Source organism: Arundinibacter roseus, assembly GCF_004348825.1.
Lineage (GTDB): Bacteria > Bacteroidota > Bacteroidia > Cytophagales > Spirosomataceae > Arundinibacter > Arundinibacter roseus.
Genome location: NZ_SMJU01000006.1, coordinates 132164 through 152465, shown reverse-complemented (window position 1 = coordinate 152465; position 20302 = coordinate 132164). Strand labels below are relative to the sequence as shown.

Annotated in this window: 20 protein-coding genes; 12 read left to right on the top strand and 8 right to left on the bottom strand. The window is 43.9% G+C overall.

What is annotated here, in order from left to right:
* Window positions 1-32 precede the first annotated feature (32 nt).
* Window positions 33-812 (top strand): M48 family metalloprotease, encoded by a 780-nt coding sequence (locus EZE20_RS10660; protein WP_132117369.1) that lies wholly within the window; start codon window positions 33-35, stop codon window positions 810-812.
* On the opposite strand, the gene EZE20_RS10655 is transcribed toward EZE20_RS10660, so the two are convergent.
* Both EZE20_RS10655 and EZE20_RS10650 read right to left on the bottom strand, forming a co-directional pair.
* Window positions 809-1636: an ion transporter gene (locus tag EZE20_RS10655; RefSeq protein ID WP_132117367.1), complete on the bottom strand. Its 828-nt coding sequence runs from the start codon at window positions 1634-1636 to the stop codon at window positions 809-811. The genes EZE20_RS10660 and EZE20_RS10655 overlap by 4 nt on opposite strands.
* Before the next feature lie 10 nt (window positions 1637-1646).
* Complete coding sequence (locus EZE20_RS10650) at window positions 1647-3296, bottom strand: amidohydrolase (protein WP_132117365.1); 1650 nt, start codon at window positions 3294-3296, stop codon at window positions 1647-1649.
* Between the two features lie 110 nt (window positions 3297-3406).
* Between EZE20_RS10650 and EZE20_RS10645 the strand changes: the two genes are divergently transcribed.
* Together EZE20_RS10645 and EZE20_RS10640 are read left to right on the top strand one after the other, a co-directional pair.
* Entirely contained in the window at window positions 3407-4762 is a 1356-nt protein-coding gene (locus tag EZE20_RS10645; protein WP_165933454.1) for a TolC family protein, read from the top strand.
* A gap of 132 nt (window positions 4763-4894) precedes the next feature.
* A complete protein-coding gene (locus tag EZE20_RS10640; RefSeq protein ID WP_132117361.1) occupies window positions 4895-5632 on the top strand; it encodes a hypothetical protein in 738 nt (245 codons plus the stop codon).
* Between the two features lie 91 nt (window positions 5633-5723).
* Here the strand turns inward: EZE20_RS10640 and EZE20_RS10635 are convergent, their stop codons facing one another.
* Entirely contained in the window at window positions 5724-6101 is a 378-nt protein-coding gene (locus EZE20_RS10635) for a hypothetical protein (RefSeq protein WP_132117359.1), read from the bottom strand.
* Window positions 6102-6187: 86 nt separating this feature from the next.
* Here EZE20_RS10635 and EZE20_RS10630 point away from each other — a divergent pair, with 86 nt between their 5' ends.
* Window positions 6188-6919 (top strand): trypsin-like serine peptidase, encoded by a 732-nt coding sequence (locus EZE20_RS10630; protein WP_132117357.1) that lies wholly within the window; start codon window positions 6188-6190, stop codon window positions 6917-6919.
* A 111-nt stretch (window positions 6920-7030) separates the two neighbouring features.
* A complete protein-coding gene (locus EZE20_RS10625; RefSeq protein ID WP_132117355.1) occupies window positions 7031-7435 on the top strand; it encodes a Dabb family protein in 405 nt (134 codons plus the stop codon).
* 111 nt (window positions 7436-7546) lie between these two features.
* Here the strand turns inward: EZE20_RS10625 and EZE20_RS10620 are convergent, their stop codons facing one another.
* Window positions 7547-10042, bottom strand: a complete 2496-nt coding sequence (locus EZE20_RS10620; protein WP_132117353.1) for a zinc-dependent metalloprotease — start codon at window positions 10040-10042, stop codon at window positions 7547-7549.
* 153 nt (window positions 10043-10195) lie between these two features.
* On the opposite strand from EZE20_RS10620, the gene EZE20_RS10615 reads away from it, so the two are divergent.
* The gene (locus tag EZE20_RS10615) at window positions 10196-10855 is read left to right on the top strand and encodes an NAD-dependent epimerase/dehydratase family protein (protein ID WP_132117351.1); all 660 of its coding nucleotides are present in this window, start codon (window positions 10196-10198) and stop codon (window positions 10853-10855) included.
* Window positions 10836-11303: a GNAT family N-acetyltransferase gene (locus EZE20_RS10610; RefSeq protein WP_132117349.1), complete on the top strand. Its 468-nt coding sequence runs from the start codon at window positions 10836-10838 to the stop codon at window positions 11301-11303. The genes EZE20_RS10615 and EZE20_RS10610 overlap by 20 nt, the downstream gene beginning before the upstream one ends.
* Before the next feature lie 111 nt (window positions 11304-11414).
* Here the strand turns inward: EZE20_RS10610 and EZE20_RS10605 are convergent, their stop codons facing one another.
* A complete protein-coding gene (locus EZE20_RS10605) occupies window positions 11415-11825 on the bottom strand; it encodes a hypothetical protein (RefSeq protein ID WP_132117347.1) in 411 nt (136 codons plus the stop codon).
* Window positions 11826-11973: 148 nt separating this feature from the next.
* Window positions 11974-12708, bottom strand: a complete 735-nt coding sequence (locus tag EZE20_RS10600; RefSeq protein ID WP_132117345.1) for a lysophospholipid acyltransferase family protein — start codon at window positions 12706-12708, stop codon at window positions 11974-11976.
* Window positions 12709-12864: 156 nt separating this feature from the next.
* Here EZE20_RS10600 and EZE20_RS10595 point away from each other — a divergent pair, with 156 nt between their 5' ends.
* Entirely contained in the window at window positions 12865-13812 is a 948-nt protein-coding gene (locus EZE20_RS10595; protein ID WP_199879895.1) for an acyl-ACP desaturase, read from the top strand.
* Window positions 13790-14293, top strand: a complete 504-nt coding sequence (locus EZE20_RS10590) for a GNAT family N-acetyltransferase (RefSeq protein WP_132117341.1) — start codon at window positions 13790-13792, stop codon at window positions 14291-14293. Before EZE20_RS10595 ends, EZE20_RS10590 begins: the two co-directional genes overlap by 23 nt.
* A gap of 94 nt (window positions 14294-14387) precedes the next feature.
* On the opposite strand, the gene EZE20_RS10585 is transcribed toward EZE20_RS10590, so the two are convergent.
* Window positions 14388-15530, bottom strand: coding sequence for a cellulase family glycosylhydrolase (locus EZE20_RS10585; protein ID WP_132117339.1), 1143 nt, complete (start codon window positions 15528-15530; stop codon window positions 14388-14390).
* Between the two features lie 191 nt (window positions 15531-15721).
* On the opposite strand from EZE20_RS10585, the gene EZE20_RS10580 reads away from it, so the two are divergent.
* The 3 genes from EZE20_RS10580 to EZE20_RS10570 all read left to right on the top strand — a co-directional run bounded on the left by EZE20_RS10580 (window position 15722) and on the right by EZE20_RS10570 (window position 19242).
* Window positions 15722-16681, top strand: a complete 960-nt coding sequence (locus EZE20_RS10580) for a serine hydrolase (protein WP_132117337.1) — start codon at window positions 15722-15724, stop codon at window positions 16679-16681.
* A gap of 65 nt (window positions 16682-16746) precedes the next feature.
* Window positions 16747-18549, top strand: coding sequence for a TrkH family potassium uptake protein (locus tag EZE20_RS10575; RefSeq protein ID WP_132117335.1), 1803 nt, complete (start codon window positions 16747-16749; stop codon window positions 18547-18549).
* A gap of 9 nt (window positions 18550-18558) precedes the next feature.
* Entirely contained in the window at window positions 18559-19242 is a 684-nt protein-coding gene (locus EZE20_RS10570; protein ID WP_132117333.1) for a potassium channel family protein, read from the top strand.
* Here the strand turns inward: EZE20_RS10570 and EZE20_RS10565 are convergent.
* Window positions 19231-20295: a CHC2 zinc finger domain-containing protein gene (locus EZE20_RS10565; protein WP_132117331.1), complete on the bottom strand. Its 1065-nt coding sequence runs from the start codon at window positions 20293-20295 to the stop codon at window positions 19231-19233. The two genes, EZE20_RS10570 and EZE20_RS10565, sit on opposite strands and share 12 nt — an antisense overlap.
* Window positions 20296-20302: the final 7 nt, after the last annotated feature.

Below are 20302 nucleotides of genomic sequence, written 5' to 3'. Positions count from 1 at the left end.
TAAATTTCCTTTTTTCTAATTCAATACAACCTATGAGACGGACCGGCGGACGCTTGCTTATTGCCCTTGTTTTGGTGGTAGTAACGCTATTTGGATATTTTAGCAAAACTCAGGTAAATCCTGTAACGGGTGAAAAACAGCAGGTAAATCTTACACCTGAGGAAGAAATTGCGCTTGGTCTGCAAAGTGCTTCGCAAATGGCTGCTGAGTTTGGCGGGCTTTACCGCGACCCGGAAACCCAGCAACTCATCAAGCGGATCGGGCATAAGCTCGTGAAAAATTCGGATGCTGCGCGTTCTCCTTATCAATTTGACTTTCACGTGTTGGCGGATCCAACTACGATTAATGCCTTTGCGGTGCCGGGTGGTCAAATATTTATTACCTTAGGTTTGCTCAAACAACTCAAAACGGAAGATCAGCTTGCGGGTGTTCTAGGCCACGAAATCGGACATGTGATCGGTCGTCATTCGGCGGAGCAAATGGCCAAACAGGAAATGCTTAAGGGCCTGGCTGGCGCGGCTTCCGTTGCCGTTTCGGATCCCAATTCCGGTGCGAGCGGTGCTTACATGGCGCAGTATATTGCCAACATGGTCAATCTAAAATATGGCCGGGATGATGAGCTGGAATCAGATGACTTTGGGGTAAAATATATGATTCAAACCGGCTATCAGCCGGAGGCATTGCTGGATGTAATGAACATGCTGGAAGCCGCCTCAGGTGGAAATAGTCCCGCAGAATTTTCCAGCACGCACCCAAGTCCGGCTAATCGTACCGAACAAATTAAAGCATCTATTGCAAAGTACCGCAACTAGTGTTCGTGTTCAATCTCCTGACCACAATGCGGGCATTTGGTCGGGGTTGAAGCCTTTCTCTTCCGCTTGGTTTCGTTGATTTGTTCTATAAACCCCGAAGCCAAAATACCCGTAGGCAAGCTAAATAAAGCGACTCCCAACACTGCCAGAAAACCACCGAAAATTTTACCTAAAGCAGTAATTGGGTATACATCTCCGTATCCTACGGTAGTCATTGTTACTATTCCCCACCAAATTGATGCCGGAATGCTCGGGAAAGCTTCGGGTTGAGCTGGATTTTCAAGAAAATAAATAATACTTGATGCAATCATCAGCGCAAACAAAACGAAGGTATAGCTCAAAATCAATTCTTCCTTGGTATAAAGTATGGCTTTTTGAATCATACGTAATGCATGTGAGTATCGGCTAAATCGATATAAACGAACAATGCGCAGGATTCTCAGCATACGAATTAAACCGAAGTCGGTGGTGAAAAATGTCAGATAATACGGGAAAATTGCCAACAGATCGATAAGCGCCCAGGCTGAAAGCATGTACCTGATTCTACCCCAAAAAGGATGTCTGTATTCTTCCTGTTCTACACAGGACCATACCCGAAAAATGTATTCAATCGAAAACAGAATTACTGAGAAAAATTCAAAGCTTGAAAAAAACGACGATAGTTCAGAATGTGTTTGATATTCCGGTACGGAATGCAACACAATGGCCAAAGAATTCAGGGCGATCAAACTGAAAATAAACAGATTGATTGCCAAAGGTATTCCCCTTTTCTTTTTATGACTTATGGCAAGTGCATAATGTACTTGTTTTCGGAAGGTATTCATGAGGGTTAGGTTAGGGAGCTACAACGTGCAGACTTTCGCCGCCAATGACCGTTCTGAGCACTTTTACATCACGAATTTCATCCAGCGGTATTTTCATAATGTCACTGTTGAGTAACACAAAATCGGCCAACTTGCCGGGTTCAATACTTCCCCTGTTTTTATCTTCAAAATTAGCGTAGGCTGCCCAAATCGTCATTCCGCGCAAGGCCTCTTCGCGGGTCAGGACATTCTCCATTTGATAGCCGCCGGGCGGAAAACCTTTGGCGTCAACACGAGCTATGGCTGCATGAAATCCATACAGTGGATTGACCGATTCAACGGGAAAATCGCTCCCAAGGGCAATGAGCCCGTTTTGATCCAGCAGGTGTTTAAATGCATAAGCGGTTCTGACGCGATCCGGCCCCAGGCGTTGCTCCGCCCAATACATGTCTGAGGTGGCGTGCGTTGGCTGAACCGATGGGATGATGGAGTATTTTCCAAATTTAGGTACATCCGCTTTTGAAACGATCTGTGCGTGTTCAATTCGCCAACGACGGTTGTTTTTACTTTTCAGGTATTTTCCGTAAAAATCCAGGATCAACCGATTGGCAGAATCGCCAATGCAGTGCGTATTTGCCTGAAACCTGCTTTCGGCAATGCGGGCCGTAATAGTTTCAAGCGTTTTAGCATTAGACAAAAGAAAACCAGAAGTTGGTGCGTCAGCATATGGCTCCAAAAGACAAGCGCCCCGCGAGCCCAAAGCGCCATCCGCATATACTTTAAAGGAGCAGACAGACAGACGCTCTGTTTGAATCGGTCCTTTTGCCAAATAGTAATCGAGATTTTCGGGCGTGGCGCTAATCATAATGTAATTTCTGATTTTCAGCGAACCTTCTTTTTGCATATTTTCGACTAGTTCAATCGTGCTTCGGCTTAAACCTGCATCCGAAACAGTGGTTAACCCAAGTGATAAACACTCTTTTTGAGCCGCTAACAGCATGTCCATTTTCTCTTTTTCCGAACTTTCCGGAATAACCTTCTGTACTAAGCCCTGAGCTTTGTCTACCAAAATTCCCGTTAATTGTCCACCTTTGACTTCCACAAGACCACCTTCTATGGTGCTGTTTGTAGACACATTTGCCAGTTCAAGTGCTTTGGAATTAACAAGTGCTGCATGCCCATCAATTCGGGTAAGAAAAACGGGAATATCTGGAAAAGCCTGATCCAGAAGTGATTTATCAGGAAAACGGGTATCTTCCCAATCGTTCTGATCCCAGCCCCGACCGATTAGCCAGGCTCGGTCGGGATGTTTGGCACGAAATGCTTTTAGTTGGGAAATGATGTCTTCATAGGATGAAGTACCTACGAGATCGGCTGAATTAAGCTTGGAACCAAGGCCAAAAAAGTGACTGTGGGGATCGTAGAATCCGGGAAAAATTGCCTTTCCTTTGGCGTCAAGCACAGAGTCCGCCGAAAAGCGGGCGAGGATTTCCTCCGAACTGCCGATTGCTACAAACTTTCCATCTTTCACGGCAAATGCCTCATGTACCGTAAACGTGGAATCCACAGAATAGACCGTGCCATTGTGCACAATAAGGTCAACTTGGGTACTAGTCTGACAGTTAGAAAAAAAATTTAATAAAAAGAGAAAAAGAAGGGCAGAAAAAAAGGGCTTACACATAAGTTGGTTGTAGCTTTGGTAGTAAATTGTTGAAACAATTAAGTAATGTTGTGAAGGGAATGTTAAATTAATCGCAGTTAACGCACAAAAACAAATACATGTTATTAAAAATGACTACTCAAATTCGTAGAAAGGTCACAAGTTTTGCTACGATCACTCTGCTACTGAGTCTTATTGCCGCTACTACCCACGCTCAGGAACCCCTAACCCTTCAACAGGCTATCAGCATTGCCCTGGAAAAAAATTACTCCATTCGGATTGCCGAAAAAAGAATTGAAATTGCCAAAAATGAAAACACCTATGGCAATGCTGGGTTTTTGCCAACTATTACAGCGGCAGCCCAAAAAAACTACACGTCCAGCCATTTGCGTCAGGACTTTTTTAACGCCCTTCAGGCGCCTCTTGATCGATCGGGGGTCAATAACAACAACTCCAATTCAGGAATAGCCATGAACTGGACTATTTTTAATGGTTTAGGGATGTTTATATCTCAGGATCGGCTTCGGGAGCTGGAAGCTGCCGGACGAACTAACGCAAAAATTACCATTGAGAATACCGTAGCTCAGGTTAGCACGGCTTACTACGAAATCATCCGGCAGTATCAGCGCGTACGTGCGCTGCGCAACGCTCTCGATATTTCAAAAGATCGGCTCGAATTGTCCAAAGCTTTTTATGATGTTGGAAATGGCTCAAAGGTTGACTACATCAATGCACAAGTCGATTATAATGGTGATACTGCCGCTTACATTGCTCAGGAACAAGTGTTGCAAAATGCTAAAATTGATCTGAATTCGCTTCTTTCCCGAGATCCCGATATTGCTTTTACCGTACCTGATACCATCATCACCCGTCGTGATATTCAGCCTGATGAGTTGCGTCAGAGCCTGATGGCACAAAACCCTAATTTAGTACTTGCTGCTCAGCAACGGCGTATTGCCGAATTGGATGTAAAAGCTCTGTCTGCCCAACAATACCCGCAGGTGGACCTTTTGGGAGGCTTTAACTATAATACTACCAACAATCAGGCAGGATTTGGGGTGCGAAGAGCCCGAAACGATGTGTGGAGCTACGGAGCGCGGGTGTCCGTCAATATTTTTGATGGTCTTAACCAACGCCGCCGAATTCAGAATGCCCGAATTAACGCACTTATTTTTGAAGATCAGGAAGCGGATGTGCGCAATCAGTTGATGGCTTTATTTGACCGGGCTTATTTGACTTATCGAAATAGCCTTCAATTGGTTACAATTGAAGAAGCGAATTTCAAAATTGCCCGACAAAATGTTGATATTGCCTTTGAGCGCTATCGCGTTGGAAATGCTACAGCCTACGAGTTTCGCGAAGTACAGCGCAACACCGTGGCTGCCGAAACCCGCTTGATTGAAGCAGAATATAGCGCCAAACTTGCAGAAGTTGAACTGCTGCGATTGAGCAGCAAAATTTTGGAAGAAACGGTAATCCGTCAGTAATACTACCGGTTATCCGGTCAGAAGTTATACAGACTCATTCGATTGAACGAAGGAATAATTTCCAGTTCAATTTAATGGGTCTTTTGTATTTATTTGGACTTGAAAAAGATTTAATTTAAACCAGAAAATACAATGAAAAAGTACCTCTTTTTAGTGGGCGTGGGATTAATGTCGGCCTGTGGTAAATCAGAAAATACTGAAAGTGAAGGAAATGCGACAGTTGCACAGGCATCTGCCCTGATCGGTGCTGGTTCAGAAAAAGCCGGAGAATGTCTGTTTGACTATGACCTGAAATTAGATGAGTTGCTCACAAAAGAGATGATCGACGAGGTATATGCCTTGCCGGCTGAGGCCAAAAAGGAATATAGTAAAGTTGTAAAAGGCTATCATAAAATGGAATATAGCTGGAAAACCGACCGGATAAAAAAATTGAAAGTTGGAAATATGAATATAGATGTGCCCGTCAGCAATCGAATTGCAATAGGGAGTATGAAACAATATAAGGAGGATCAGGATGCGTTAAAGTTGTTTAAAATGTCGTATCGTACCCCGACAAAAGAAGAGATTCAAAAAACCAGAGAATACCTGGACAAAGAGTTGGATAAGTATGAAAACAAGGAAGGTGAAAAACTAACGGAAACTCAAAAAAACGTAGGCAAAGGGGTTTCAGGCGGTTTGATGGACAATATTAAAATTGATTCGGTTGATGGAATTGGCGATGCGGCTGCATGGGATGCTACCGATAATGCCCTGATTGTATTGGTTGGTAAAACGGAGTTTAAAGTATATGCCGAGCTAAGTGAGGATTCGGCTTCAAACCAGGAAATGGCAAAAAAATTAGTACGCAAAATTCTGGACAAGTGCGAGTAATCCCTGGCCTATTGGCATTCTTTGACTCGTTCATATTCCGCACCTGCTACGCCCCGAAACATTCGGGGCGTAGTTTTTTTTAATCCTGTTTCTAAATAATTCTCTTGAAAAGTCCTTTCCTTCCGGCAAGTGAGTTGAGTTTTTCAATCTGCTCTTCATCCAGAATAAACAACAGCGCTTCCGCCTTCTCTTTTTGTAAGGCTCGTTTCTGTCCCAATTTCAAGCCTTTTTCCTGGGCTAATTTTTCCTCTTTTTTAGTATAGCGCTTCTGTACGGCCTTAATTTTCCGTTCCTGACGGCGGCTCAGGTTCAGCTGTTCTTTATACGTAGTTAAATGCTTTTCAAGTTGCCGTTCGTTAAATTCAAGACTGATTTCAGTTTCAACCTCCCGGTTCTGAGCCTGAACTGAGGAACAAAAACCGACGGACAAACCTAAGCTGATAGCCCACAGAAAAATTGTTTTTTGCATGTTGTAAAATGTTAGGAGAATTAATTTATGAACCATAACGAATAGGCTGACGTTTCGGTATTTCGTCAAGGAACCAAAGGTAAACTATGTCCAGAAATCGTGTTCTTCATGCACATCATGCTCCATTTTCTTCCATATGTCTGCTGGAAATGTACCGAAAAAGCAAGAGCGGAGATGCCGTTTCTTTCGTCAATCGGTCTACCGGATTTTTAATTGCTGACAATGTGCTTGTCACTGCCGGGCATTCTTTGAGTGAAAAAGATACGGTCATTGAGCGCATAGAAATATATCCTTATCAAAATTCTCCTCAGAAATCAGAACGCAAGGTCCGAGTGGAATCCACAGATTTTGTCATCCGAAAAGTGCCTGAATATGACAATCCGTTTTGCTACGTAAAGGATGATTTTGGGATTATTTTCCTGAAAAAAGATAAAATTATTTCACCAGATACCTTTCATTTTGACTGGCAGCCCTTTGAGCCGGGGCATACCGGGGTGAAAGAAAATGACCTTATCCGAATGGCCGGCTATCCGATTGATAAACCTGATTTTGAACTTTGGGAAGAGCGGGGACATATTGTAGAAATTACAAGTCAATGCCTGTTGCACTCTTTCACTACTACTAAACGGAACAGCGGGTCCCCTATTTGGGCGGAGCACAACACCGGCATGCAGCTTGTCGGAATTCACGTTTCGGGCAATGCCGCATCCTGTCATGCAAAACCACAAAACCGCCCCTATGGGAGTGCCGTGCTGTTGACGGCTCGGGTGGTCGAAACAATCATGAGCTGGATTGGGGAAGAAAGTCGAAAAAGGTAGCTGTGAATATTACCTGAAAAGGTAGTAAAAAATGAAGTTAATTTACTTGATAAGGTAGGCACGAACTCCAAAGTCTGTATATTCGGTGGTATTACTACTTAAAGCAAATATATGAAAAAAGCATCACGTCGTTCCTTTTTACAAAAAGCCGGTCTAGCCGCAGCAGCCGGGCCGAGCTTATTTACACAACCCGAAAAGAAAAAAGAACTATTTGTTCATCACGTTTTTTTCTACCTCAAAAACCCCGATAGCGCACAGGACGAAGCAAAGTTGCTGGAAGGACTCGAAAAATTGAGTAAAGTTTCTACCATCCAAATGGTACATATCGGAAGACCGGCATCTACCAACCGCTCGGTTATCGAAAAAGGATATGCTGTTTCCTGGCTCTGTTTTTTTAAGAATCTGATTGAAGAAGAAATGTATCAGACCGACCCGATTCACCTAAAATTTGTGGAAGACTACGCGCATCTATGGGAGAAAGTGGTTGTATATGATTCAGTTGGGAATAAGCGGTAAACGGGGGGCGCTGAAAAACTCGGACATAAATCAACATGGAAGCTGTCATAAAGAAAAGCCTTCTGATTCAAAACTGAGTCAGAAGGCTTTTTCAAGATGATCAATAGAAACTTATTCTTTTGGGTCAAGTATTTTTTCAACCCGAACGAGCGCATCCTGCAAATGATACTTCATCAGCGTATCTTTTGTCGTTGGAATTGCCTTTTTGATTTCTGTTTGAAGCTGCATCAATTCTCCGCGAACGACCGCACGAATGTCCGATTGCCCCACACGCACCGGAACGTAGTTGACAAATGCCCGCGCTCCGGCAGGTACCGTTGCGGGTTCTTTGGTCATCAAAAATTCCATACGTTCGAGGTAGGCCCGTTGTAAATTTCTACGGTACGTATCAGCTACTTGTCCACCTTTTAACTCCGTCCAGATTCCGGTTCTTAAATCGCCCATCAGATCCAGCATTGTGTACGCTTTGGGGCCGTTAAGCGTTTGATTTTCAATGAGGCGAGCCATCCGGCCCGGATCAAGCAAATTGTTCAGTACGCGTTCCTGTGCGCCACGAATTCGTTCAATCATGCCTACACCTTCGAAACGGCTCAGCAGATCCGTATCGATCATCCAGGTTGGAGTTTTAAAGGCCTGTTGCGTAATGAAGTCAACGGCGCGTTCCTGCTTTTCTTTTTCTACGTGCGTGTATACCGCGCCTTCTTCATCAAAGGTTTTGTAGGTTTCATAAATCCCGCCTACGTTACTGGCCACGTGTCCCATGTAGCGATTCCACTGTCCGAGTACCTGTCCATATAATTCTTCCAGATCAGCATAATCTTTGCCTTTGGCGGTTGTCCAGGTCATTAAATTCGGAACAATGCGTTTCAGATTTTCGATTCCGTACGCACTCGACTTCATGGCGTCGTCGCCCAAATCTTCGGTTTGCGAGCGAGGATCCACCGGGTTGGCCGTCTGCCGACCATAGCGATACACCGGGTCGCCGCTATGTGCCATAATCCAGGAATCCAGCGTTTCTTTTTCATCCTCAGGTTTAGTAGCACTCAAAATAGGCCGATAGCCCCATGCAATGGCGTATTTATCATACGTTCCTACATTTGGCATCAACGAAACCCCTGCATCTTCCGGCTGCGCTACGTAGTTGAATCGTGCGTAGTCCATGATGGAAGGTGAGACGTTATTGGCCGTCGTAAAGCTTGCCGAACGCAGAGAATCTACGGGATAAGCAGCACTTGAACCCATATTGTGCGGCAGGCCAAGGGTGTGGCCAACCTCATGTGAGGAAACAAACCGAATCAATCGGCCCATTACTTCGTCCTTAAATTTTGGAGAACGGGCATCAGGATTAATGGCCGCGGTTTGTACAAAAAACCAGTTACGAATCAGGTTCATCACGTTGTGGTACCAGCCGATATCACTGTCCAGAATTTCGCCCGATCGGGGATCGTGTACATTGGGGCCGTAGGCATTCTGAATATCGGATGCGAAGTACCGTACTACGGAGTACCGTATATCTTCCGGACTAAACTCGGGATCTTCTTCGGGAGTTGGTGGATATTTGCAAATAATGGCATTTTTAAAACCAGCTTTTTCAAATGCCGCCTGCCAGTCTTCCACACCTTGCTTGATATAAGGCCGCCATTTTTCAGGAGTCGCCGGATCAATATAGTACACAATCGGCTTAACGGGCTCTACGAGTTCGCCCCGCTCAAAGGCTGCTTTGTCTTTGGGTTCCAGCCGCCACCGAACGATATATTCCCTTTTGTCGGCTTTTTGTTCATCCAAACCATAATCATTCTGACGTATTGAAAAATATCCTACCCGTGTATCCTTAATACGAGGCATCATTGGTTTTTTAGGAAGCAGAATCAACGAATGATTCATTTCCAGCGAAATAGAACCCGTTTCGCTGGTAGAGGGCGGCTCGGAGGCGTTGTAGGTCAGGATGTTTCTTGCTTCTACATTGAGCGGATAACTCCGAATGGTGTCCAGAAATGTACGTTTGCTGTCCAGCGCTGTCACTTTGTATTGCGTCCGGCGACGTTGTTCCAGCCCAAGCATTTTTACATCGGTAATGAAAAGATCATTTACTTCAATGACCGTATTTGTACTGTCGGTTTTGACAGCTTTTACATCAAATGAAGCCACAATGGGTTCAAAATTGGAATTTTTAACTGCCTGATAAATTGGCAGTTCTTCGCTTGCTACATTGCGATAAGAAACCACCCGAAGCAAAACTTTTTTATCTTTCAATTCCCAGCGTACTACCGATGTATTAATTTCCTCCCCACCATAGCCGATGTTATCGGCAGTTTTGGCGATACGGGTCACAAGTAACATCTCACGATTAAAAAGTGAGTCGGGAATTTCGTAGAAATAGGAGTCTTCAACTTTGTGCACAACAAACAAGCCGGAATCAGATTTGGCTTTATTTGTAATTACTTCTTTATAGGGCTTGGGTCCTTTACTCGCAGCAGCGGCGGCAGGTTTTGCGGGAGTGGTAGTTTCTTCCTTCTTTTTGTCCTTTTTGTCTTTTTTCTGGGCAAGTCCCGGTAAACATAGATTCAGACTAAGAAGGAGAAGCAGGTAGTATTTTCTTTTTTGCATAAAGGGTTTTTAATTGAATGATATAATTAGGTAGACTATAAATGTAATGACAACTATTGAAAGATTTTACAAAATAGAAGAAGGCTACAAATTTTACTAAAAAAATAACCCTAAATTAGACCTTACAAATTTTGACACAACCTTTTGAAAGGTATGAAAAACGATGAAAAGAAAACGGCCTTAGTCGTCGGTGCCAGCGGTTTGATTGGTAAACAGCTGACACAACTGCTGATAGAGTCAGGCTATTATAGTGAAGTGCAGGTTTTGGTCCGGAGTTCGCTAAAAATAGTTCATCCCCGTTTGCGGGAAATTCGGTATGATTTTGATAAGCCGGATGCCTCTCTGGTAAAAGCTCAGGATATTTATTGTTGTTTGGGTACAACTATGAAAAAAGCAGGTTCCAAAGAAGCATTTTTCACGGTTGACTACGAATATCCACTCCAAATAGCGAGATTATCGCTCCTGAATGGTGCCGAAAAGTTTTTGATCGTGACTGCGATGGGAGCAAATGCATCATCCACTTTTTTTTATAATCGGGTTAAAGGCGAAATTGAAGAAGATTTGCGGGCCTTGCAATTTGAAACCTTACATATTTTACAGCCTTCCCTATTGTTGGGCGATCGTACCGAACGAAGACTAGGGGAGAAGATAGGAGAGGTAGTGATGAAAGCAGTTGGACCACTTATGGTTGGTCCGCTCCTGAAATACCGGGCAATTGATTCTGTTAAAGTCGCCCGGGCGATGTTCGCTTTGGCACAAAAACCACATAAAGGGGTATTCTTCCATACGTCAGATGAGTTACAAAAATTCTGAAAATGGACTAAAAATTCGACTTGCACGTGCTTCTGATCGTGACGAACTGTATCAAATGCTGTGCGATCTTGAAAATGAACAGCTTAACAAGAAGAGTTTTACGTCTGTTTTTGAAAAAAATCTTACCCAACCCCAAATCCGCTATTTCATAGCTGAGCAGGCAGGGAGAATTGTGGGTATGGCGAGCTGTCATGTACAATTATTGTTACATCATGCGGGCCCGGTGGGAGAAATTCAGGAAATGTATGTGCAGCCCTCTGTACGTTCACAAGGCATTGGCAGGGCACTTATTCACGAAATCCAAAAGTTTGTTCTTTCACATAACGGCATTCAGTTGGAAGTTACAACCAATCGCCTTCGCCTGGAAACGCATCGTTTTTACGAGCGCGAAGGCTTTCTTAAATCTCACTTTAAGCTTGTGCTGTCGTTTTCTGATCATGAAAATTGAGCAACCACGGGTGGTTCGGTTTTATCTCAAGAAAGGCTAAACATAAAAAAGGATACCTCAAAATGAAGTATCCTTTCCAATTACCCTAAACCTTCAACTAACTATTTTCTTCTAATAATTACGGCGCTGAGAATAGCGATTTCTTTCGTACTCCGAGTCCGCTTTTTCGTAATGAATGCCCCTGATCAGAATATGTAAATCCTGTGTTAATTCCCGGGTTTCGCGGTTGTTCAGCGAGCGGTTAGACAAGTACCGGCGTTCCTTAATCTGTATACGTTCGAGTTCATTCAGCAATCGGATCGACTCCCGGTTGGTGAGTGTACCGTTCGCAATTCCGTCAGAAATTCGAAGGCGAGCCTGCCGTTTTAAGTCGTTAATCTGCCGAAGATCCTGCCGATCGCGTGGATCAATTCGTGAGTTTTCCCGCCCTCTATCGGGATACTGAGATTTACCGTATCCCTGGGCGAAAGCACCGGTTGCAAACAATAAGAAAAAGGCGGCTACTGTGATGGTATTTTTCATGGCTCTTATAATTTTATGGTTTTCGTTGGTTAGAGAGCCACGCCAATCATTGGTTTAAATGGAGATATGTTAACGAGTGTTAACGGGTGAAAAAGCTCGTTTAGAGCCAATGAGAGTTAGTTTAAGTTAGAATTTTAATTCATTTCTTTTACGTATTGAGAAAATCCTGAATTGCTTCCTGGGCAAGCCGGGCAACCTCATCAGGTGTTTTGCCCGCAGGTTCAACACCCGGCAGAACCGTCCACGACATCCTGGAAAATGACCGAAGTGGAAAAAGACCTTTGGGATTGAAATGCCCCGTTCCCTGAATTGCTACGGGTACAACGAGTGAATCGGGAGCTTTTTTTAACAGCGCCGACAGCCCGCCTGCCGCAAAAGGGCGCATGGTACCGGAGGCCGTTCGGGTGCCTTCCGGAAATATGGCCGCCGCACCTTTGGTATCATGAATGCGTTTGCCCAATTTCGCAATTTCCATGATGGCCTGCTTGCTGTCTTTGCGATTAATCAGGGCAGCGCCGCCTTTTCTAAGATTATAGGAAATCCCCGGAATGCCACGCGCAAGTTCTATTTTTGACACAAAAAGGGGATGGTATTTTCGTAAAAACCATATTAAGCCCGGAATATCAAACATACTCTGATGATTGGCAGTAAAGATCAATGGACGATTGTCGGGTAGGCTTGCGAGCGATGAAAACGAAATACTGCTGCCGGTGAGATACCAGCCGTAAGCTATGAAAAAGTTAAAAACCTCAACCGATTTTTGATGAATCTTGGGCCCAAATAAATTGAAACAAACAATTTGAACGGCGTGAAACAGCAGGAGGGTTAGACCAAAATAGAGTAAATATAGGATACTTAAAACGTAGTCAAGGATTTTTTTCATCGGGTTCAATTTTTTTTGCAAAAGTACTCAAAAGGATAGCAGATTACGAAATTCGCTATTTATTACGTATCTTAAAGTAATATCACGAACTTTGTCTTTACTACTTTAACTCTTATTCTCATGCATAAAGAACTCTCAGCCTTACGTATCGAGGTGATGCAGTTTATTGGTCAGAAACTTGATTCAGTTCTTACAGATTACCTCAAACCTATTGAGGAAAACTGGCAACCCTCTGATTTCCTGCCGGATTTCTCGAAGGAAAATTTTGTGGAGGAGGTAAAACTGCTCAAAGAAAGTGCCCGTGAACTTCCCTATGATTATGTAGCCGTTTTGATCGGTGATACAATTACCGAAGAAGCTTTGCCAACCTATGAATCCTGGCTGATGGACGTAATCGGCGTTGATCAGGTTCATGATCCCAAAGGATGGGCTCAGTGGGTGCGGGCCTGGACTGCCGAGGAAAACCGCCACGGTGATTTATTGAACAAATACCTGTACCTGTCAGGGCGGGTAAATATGCGGGCGATGGAGGTTTCTACACAATACCTTATCGCTGATGGATTTGATATTGGAACCGGCCGCGATCCCTACCGTAATTTCGTGTATACCTCGTTTCAGGAACTCGCCACCAACGTATCGCACCGCCGGACGGCCACGTTGGCCAAGCAGTTTGGAAATCCGCATCTTTCAAAAATTTGCGGGGTCATTGCTGCGGACGAAATGCGTCATGCCAAGGCCTATAAGTCATTTGTAAGTAGGATCTTTGAGGTTGACGCGTCCGAAATGATGCTTGCTCTGGAAGATATGATGCGAAAGAAGATTGTTATGCCTGCTCATTTTTTACGCGAAACCGGCGTTCGTATGGGAGATACTTTCTCCCATTTTTCCGACGCTGCGCAGCGGTTAGGCGTGTACACTACCAACGATTATATCGAAATTCTGGATTCACTTTTGGATGAATGGCAGATTGAGCACATGCGCGATTTGAACGAAAAAGCCGAAAAAGCCAGGGATTATTTGCTGGCATTGCCTGCGCGTTTACGTCGGGTTGCAGATCGAACCAAAGTCCCTGAATTGAGCTATGAGTTCAGCTGGATTGGATAATTTGCTGGTGGACTGGAAAATTCTGGAAGCCACCGAACCAGCTCATTTTGAGGCAGCTATGGAGTTATTCTCAGAGTACATTTCATCGCTCGATTTTGATCTGAGCTTTCAAAATGTCGAGCAGGAGCGGTCGCTTTTACCTACGATGTATGGTAGGCCCACGGGATGTTTCTTTCTGGTACAATCCGGGCAGGATTTTATCGGATGTGCAGGTGTGCGACAAATTGAAAATGACCAAACCTGTGAGTTGAAAAGGATGTATATTAAACCTCCGTTTCAAGGTATTGGCATAGGACGTGCGCTCATGGAAAAGGCGATCGAAACTGCGCAAGCACTTGGCTATTCCACGATGAAATTGGATACGATTGGTTATAAAATGCCGCGAGCCGTGAAGTTATACGAGCGTTACGGATTTCTGGAAACGCAACCTTATAACTACAATCCTCACAAAGGAGTAAAATTTTTCACACGTCAGCTATAAGTTTTTGACCAGCAGTCAAGAAAATAAAATGGTCTGAATTTAAACTTCCAGAAAGTTAAAATTCAGACCATTTCTTATGTGTTACTTTTCCTGATTACTTTGTTTTTCCGGTTGCTGCTTTAATTGCCGCAATCTCAGCCGGATCGATAGGCGTTCCGTCCGTTTTTAGAATTTCATGGAACCAGATTTTTGGCACCCGGCCATTTATATAGGGTTTTTGCCAGCTATCCCAGGGCAAATAGGTCTGCGTTTTTCCCGCCACAAATCCCCAATTGATCATACCGACGTTGTATTTTCTGGCGATTGGCAAATGCGTCTGGAACAAACTATTGGCTCCACGAGCCATAAACTCCGTACAAATCATCGGGCGTTTCAGCGTTTGTAGTTGTTTGATTACGCCTTCAAAGGATTCTGCATCTGAATAGTGATGAAACGTAAGAATGTCAGAATTCTCAACCTGTATTTTCTCCGTTGTACTCCAATTTTCAGGGATACTCATATCACGATTTTTATTAAAAATCCATAGGCCGGAGGTCAGCGGCTGAGAAGGCTGCGCCGCCCGAGCCCAGGCAAAGACGCGGGGCAGGAGCATGGCAACTTTTTCTCGTTTGTTTTCAGGCTCCTGTTTCAGGTGATTTTTACCATAACTGTTGTCATTCGTATTGTCGGGTTCATTCCAGACATCCCACATCAAGATGCGCGAATCGTTGGCAAAAGCACCCACCACACCTGTTACGTAGGCTTCCAGACGGGGGTGTTGCGACGGATCGTTTAGCGCACTTGCGCCCGGACTTTGCAGCCACCCCGAATTATGAATTCCGGGTTGAGGAGCTCGCTGAGGGCCTGATTTTGGGTGAGGGTCCCAGCAGGAATCAAAAAGTACCAGCACCGGACGAATGTTGTGTTTGGCACAAATATCCAAAAATTGATTGAGACGGTTTTTGAAGCCTTCTGAATCAGCCCATAAGAGGTCATGTAAATACACTCGTGCCGTATTTACACCCATATCTTCGGCCCAGCCCAATTCTTTATCTATTTCTTCGGGTGAAAATGTATCTTCCTGAAACATCTCCAATTGATTGATTGCGCTTGCCGGATTATAGTTGGAGCCAAACAGCCATGGCTGCTTTGCGTACCATGCGTCAGCCTGCGCTTCTGTCCATCGGGTATTGGGGCTTTGTTGGGCAGATACGAATGAAAAACAGAAAATGAAAAGTATTGAAAAGAGTTTTTTCATGAAAAAGTTAGAATAAGTACGGGTTATTTTGTTGCTTAAACTTTGAAAAGAAATCATTGATGGCAATTTACCTGCGAGCACATCCGCAGGATTTTCCTCTCTGATTTTTTTTGTTTAAAGTTGCATTTCGTAAATCTACACACCAACCTATTTATTTAATTCAAAGAATTGATAATCAAACCGCTTTACATATGTTTTCAGGTTTACTGTGTTTTAAGAAAAATCCGTGTAGTTTCTTATTGTTTATAATCTGCTCGCTATTTGCGACCGGTTCATTTGCCCAAAAAGCAGAAGTTAAGCCAAAAACGGATCGTGAACTTACCCGAAAAATAGAACAGGCAATTGCCGGATTTGGTGGTGATGTGGGCGTATACGTTCATCATATAAAGAAAAATAGAGTAGTTGAGATTCAGGCTGATACAGTTTTTCCTACGGCAAGTATGGTCAAAATTCCGATACTTTGTGGTCTTTTCGACAAGCTTCACAGTGGCCAACTTGCCTATGACAGCGTCCTGATTTATCGAGATTCGCTACGGTACGACGATGGAATTGTGGGTTCTTTGCGGGATAGTGCCAAAATCCCTTTGAGCTATGTGCTGATGCTCATGGAGACGATTTCAGATAATACGGGTAGTTTGTGGATGCAGGCATTGGCCGGTGGTGGTGCAACAATTAATAATTGGCTGCAGAAACAGGGTTTTGTACATACGCGTGTGAACTCACGGACGCCGGGTCGTGCGGATGCGCAGAGAACTTACGGATGGGGCCAAACGACACCGCGGGAAATGGCGGAACTGATGACTTTGATTCGGTTTGGTGGAGCAATAAGCCCTGATGTTAGCGAACGGATGTATCGCTTGCTGGGCCGGCAGTTTTGGGATGGGCAGGCGCTTTCTCAGCTTCCTCCCGAAATTAAAGTTGCGGCAAAAAACGGCGCAGTCAATCGGGCCAAGTCAGAAGTAGTGTATGTACATGCCCCTCATGGCGACTACGTTTTTTGCATTACCACCAAAAACCAAAAAGATGAACGCTGGAAAGCCGATAATGAAGGTTACGTACTTTTGCGTACCTTGTCGGCCATTTTATGGAATCACTTTGAACCTCGCTATGCATGGAAACCTCTGGAAGGTAATGAAAAATGGCACTACTAAGTTTTCGGCGAAAGGTTTACAAAAGGTGATTCAACACTTTTTTAGACAAATCCTCTTTTTAATTCATGAGCAACACACGCAAAAAATATTGGAATTTTAGTCAGGTGAAGGAACGGATTGTGCGTCGACTGCACGATTTTTTTGAAGATTTCTCCTTTTATTTTGGCCTGTTTGTCTTGTTGCTGGTAGTGTATGATGTTGGCTTTCCGCACGTTATCAAGTATCTGTATTTTGGAGCAATTTATCTTATTTATCTCGCTTCGTTTGCCATTACCCTTTCCCTGCGAACGTTACGCTATCCGCCTTCAGGCGTAGTAAACAAGATTTTGCAGTGGATTCCGGTTCTTTTACTAGCCGGATTCTGTTACTATAAATTTACAGTTTTACAATTAAAGCCTGACTTTAAATCCTATTCCTATTACGGTGGCCTTGTTCTATGCTTTGTATTGATACTGCTGGATTCATCGCGTAAGGTTCTCCAAATTTATACCAAGCGATTCAACCCGGCTTTGGCTTTTATCCTAAGTTTTGTCATGCTGTCGTTGATGGGCTGCGGGTTACTCATGTTGCCACGCGCTACGGTCAATGGTATTTCATTTACAGATGCTCTTTTCACTGCCGTTAGTGCTGTATGTGTAACAGGCCTTAGTACGCTTGATACAGCTACCGAATTTACTCGTTTAGGGAAATTCTTCATTCTCATGCTGATCCAACTTGGAGGATTGGGCGTGCTATCATTTACAAGTTTCTTTGGTTATTTGTACAAAGGTGGTTTTTCAATTGAAAATCAGCTGTTTCTAAAAGATTTCGTTACCGCCGAAAAAGTAAGCGATACATTTAAATCACTTTCTCAAATTATTGTCATTACGTTGCTGGTCGAAATTATCGGCGTGGTCGGGATCTATTTCACCGTTGGAGATGAGGCCTTTGCTACCTGGGGGCAGCGGTTGCGTTTTTCAATTTTTCATTCAATTTCTGCCTTTTGTAACGCCGGATTTTCTACCGTTCCCAATGGACTATTTAATTCGTACCTACGAATGGACTATGATTTTCAGCTCGTCATTTGCTTTCTCATCATCATTGGAGGTCTGGGTTTTCCGATTTTGACCGATATATATTACTATGGTAAGCATTATGTAGTTCAGCTCGGAGCCTGGGTAATCAGGCGCAAGCCGATTCGTCACTTACCCCGGACGGTAAGTGCCAATTCGTCTATTGTTCTACTGACGACCTTTCTGTTGCTTGTCGTAGGCATAGTTACTTTCTTTATTACTGAGTATTACGGCATATTGTATCAGCACACGACCTGGTACGGCAAACTTATTACGTCCTTTTTTGCCTCAGTCACCCCACGAACCGCCGGGTTTAACACCTTTGATATGACCCTCATGCAGCCGGCTACCATCCTGATTTATCTTCTCCTGATGTGGATCGGTGCTTCGCCAGCGTCAACAGGCGGCGGTATCAAAACCTCCACCTTTGCGGTAGCTATTCTCAATATTCTGAGCTTGGCCAAGGGCAGCGACCGCGTGGAATTCCGGCGGCGGCAAATCCCCTCGGAGTCCGTTCGTCGGGCATTTTCAACCATTAGCCTTTCACTCCTGATTATCGGTCCGGCAATTCTGATTATTACCGTTCTTGAACCAGACAAGCAACTGATCAGCATAGCTTTTGAATGTTTCTCGGCGTTTAGTACCGTCGGTCTAACGTTGGGCATTACGTCGGAGCTTTCTGAGGGAGCAAAAATTGTTTTAGTCATTATTATGTTTATTGGCAGGGTAGGCAGCTTTACCTTGTTTGTTGCGTTTATCCGGCAAACCAAGGCGATAAACTATCGCTATCCCAGCGAAACAATCTTTATTAACTAAGGTATTTTTATGAAATTTTTTGTAGTTGGGCTAGGCAATTTTGGCGCCACCCTTTCAGTGAAACTCACGGCAATGGGCCACGAAGTAATCGGGGCTGATGTCGATATGAATAAAATTGATTCCCTCAAAAACCGGATTACGCACACCGTGTGTATGGACTGTACCGACATTCACAACCTCAATACGATTCCCTTGCGGGAGATGGATATTGTGGTGGTGGCCATTGGTGAAGACTTTGCGGCCTCGGTGCTCGTAACGGCTATTTTGAAGCAGATGAAAGTCAAAAAGCTGCTTGGTCGGGCTTTTAACGATCTACACCGTACCGTTATGGAAGCATTGGGAGTGGATGAGCTGCTGCTGCCCGAGCAGGATTCAGCAGAAAAAGTGGCCAAGCGTCTGACTATTCCCGAGCTCGTAAACTCCTACGAAATTTGTGAAGAATCGGCCATGATGGAGCTTCGGATTCCACAGCGTTTTTACTATAAAAAACTTTCTGAAACCGGTCTCACTCGCTCACCGGGCTTGAAAGTGGTGGCTTACGTACACGTAGAAAATGAGAAAAGTATTGTAGGATATACCCGAAAAGTAAAGAAACTCGAACTTGAAGCTGGCATTGATCGTGAATTACAGCCGGGCGATCACTTGATATTACTTGGAAATGTCAAGGAGTTAAGAAAAATACTAGCCAAATAGTTCACCTTGATCCCGCTTGCTGAAATAATCATTGACATCTTTAAAGCCGTCTTTTACCTTACGCTCATGGCTGCTGATTCCTGCTTCTTCAAAAAGCATCTGATAGGATTTGGCAGCTTGTTGCCCGGCTTTGTCATTATCGAACCAAAAACAGACTTCAAAACGCTGAAAAAGTTTGGCCCATTCTTTCTTAAACATCGTTACACTGCCCAAACTAACAGCAGGTAGGCCTTGTTGCACAAGCGTCATGCAGTCCAATGCGCCTTCGGTAACGTATACAACCTTACCGGTTCGGATTCGGGCAAGCATGTCGCTATTGAATAAAGGAATCGGTACGCCGCTTAGAAACTGATAGCGGGGTGTTTTGTCGACCGGAGAACCAATAATCCGTCCCTGCAAAAAGACAATTCTGTTTTGTTTGTAGTAGGGGATAATCAGGCAATGCCTATAAAACACCAAATTATCTTTTTCATTATACAGTCCACATTCACGTAGATCAGCCAATGCATACTGCGAACGTAGAAAGTAATTGGCTGAATGGTAATCCTTTATTACAAAAATACCAAAACTTCTCAACGTCGGCTCCGAAAATCCTCTTTGGTGAAGATACGCAAGACCTTGTTGACTGGTCTCTGTGTCAGGTTGAGTTTCACAGTATGTTTTGAAAGATTCGTAAATCTCTGAATGTATCGATTGATACACATATTCTTTGGTATCAGGCAGATTGTCTGCGGCTATTTCTGGCCTTTTACCAGCGCGAGGCGGGGGCGTATTACCTTTCCGAATGTAGCCTTGTACGTACAAATGAGCCAATTCGTGCATGGCAGTTTTATACTCAATAGAAGCAAATCCTGCATAAAAATGAATAACGTCTCCGTGTTTACCACAGCCAAAGCAATAGTAGGTATTGGTACCCGGATATAAGTATAGGGAAGGTGTTTTTTCTTCATGAAAAGGGCACAGGATTTTTCGATGTTCGTGTATATCAAGACCCAAATCCTGAACAACCTGAACAATGTCAACTTTACGAGTCTCCTGTAATATATTTATCATGAAGAAA

Coding starts and splice junctions, on each gene's coding strand:
- EZE20_RS10660 (WP_132117369.1), top strand. CDS start 33: ATGAGACGGACCGGCGGACGCTTGCTTATTGCCCTTGTTTTGGTGGTA.
- EZE20_RS10655 (WP_132117367.1), bottom strand. CDS start 1,636: ATGAATACCTTCCGAAAACAAGTACATTATGCACTTGCCATAAGTCAT.
- EZE20_RS10650 (WP_132117365.1), bottom strand. CDS start 3,296: ATGTGTAAGCCCTTTTTTTCTGCCCTTCTTTTTCTCTTTTTATTAAAT.
- EZE20_RS10645 (WP_165933454.1), top strand. CDS start 3,407: ATGACTACTCAAATTCGTAGAAAGGTCACAAGTTTTGCTACGATCACT.
- EZE20_RS10640 (WP_132117361.1), top strand. CDS start 4,895: ATGAAAAAGTACCTCTTTTTAGTGGGCGTGGGATTAATGTCGGCCTGT.
- EZE20_RS10635 (WP_132117359.1), bottom strand. CDS start 6,101: ATGCAAAAAACAATTTTTCTGTGGGCTATCAGCTTAGGTTTGTCCGTC.
- EZE20_RS10630 (WP_132117357.1), top strand. CDS start 6,188: ATGTCCAGAAATCGTGTTCTTCATGCACATCATGCTCCATTTTCTTCC.
- EZE20_RS10625 (WP_132117355.1), top strand. CDS start 7,031: ATGAAAAAAGCATCACGTCGTTCCTTTTTACAAAAAGCCGGTCTAGCC.
- EZE20_RS10620 (WP_132117353.1), bottom strand. CDS start 10,042: ATGCAAAAAAGAAAATACTACCTGCTTCTCCTTCTTAGTCTGAATCTA.
- EZE20_RS10615 (WP_132117351.1), top strand. CDS start 10,196: ATGAAAAACGATGAAAAGAAAACGGCCTTAGTCGTCGGTGCCAGCGGT.
- EZE20_RS10610 (WP_132117349.1), top strand. CDS start 10,836: ATGAGTTACAAAAATTCTGAAAATGGACTAAAAATTCGACTTGCACGT.
- EZE20_RS10605 (WP_132117347.1), bottom strand. CDS start 11,825: ATGAAAAATACCATCACAGTAGCCGCCTTTTTCTTATTGTTTGCAACC.
- EZE20_RS10600 (WP_132117345.1), bottom strand. CDS start 12,708: ATGAAAAAAATCCTTGACTACGTTTTAAGTATCCTATATTTACTCTAT.
- EZE20_RS10595 (WP_199879895.1), top strand. CDS start 12,865: ATGCAGTTTATTGGTCAGAAACTTGATTCAGTTCTTACAGATTACCTC.
- EZE20_RS10590 (WP_132117341.1), top strand. CDS start 13,790: ATGAGTTCAGCTGGATTGGATAATTTGCTGGTGGACTGGAAAATTCTG.
- EZE20_RS10585 (WP_132117339.1), bottom strand. CDS start 15,530: ATGAAAAAACTCTTTTCAATACTTTTCATTTTCTGTTTTTCATTCGTA.
- EZE20_RS10580 (WP_132117337.1), top strand. CDS start 15,722: ATGTTTTCAGGTTTACTGTGTTTTAAGAAAAATCCGTGTAGTTTCTTA.
- EZE20_RS10575 (WP_132117335.1), top strand. CDS start 16,747: ATGAGCAACACACGCAAAAAATATTGGAATTTTAGTCAGGTGAAGGAA.
- EZE20_RS10570 (WP_132117333.1), top strand. CDS start 18,559: ATGAAATTTTTTGTAGTTGGGCTAGGCAATTTTGGCGCCACCCTTTCA.
- EZE20_RS10565 (WP_132117331.1), bottom strand. CDS start 20,295: ATGATAAATATATTACAGGAGACTCGTAAAGTTGACATTGTTCAGGTT.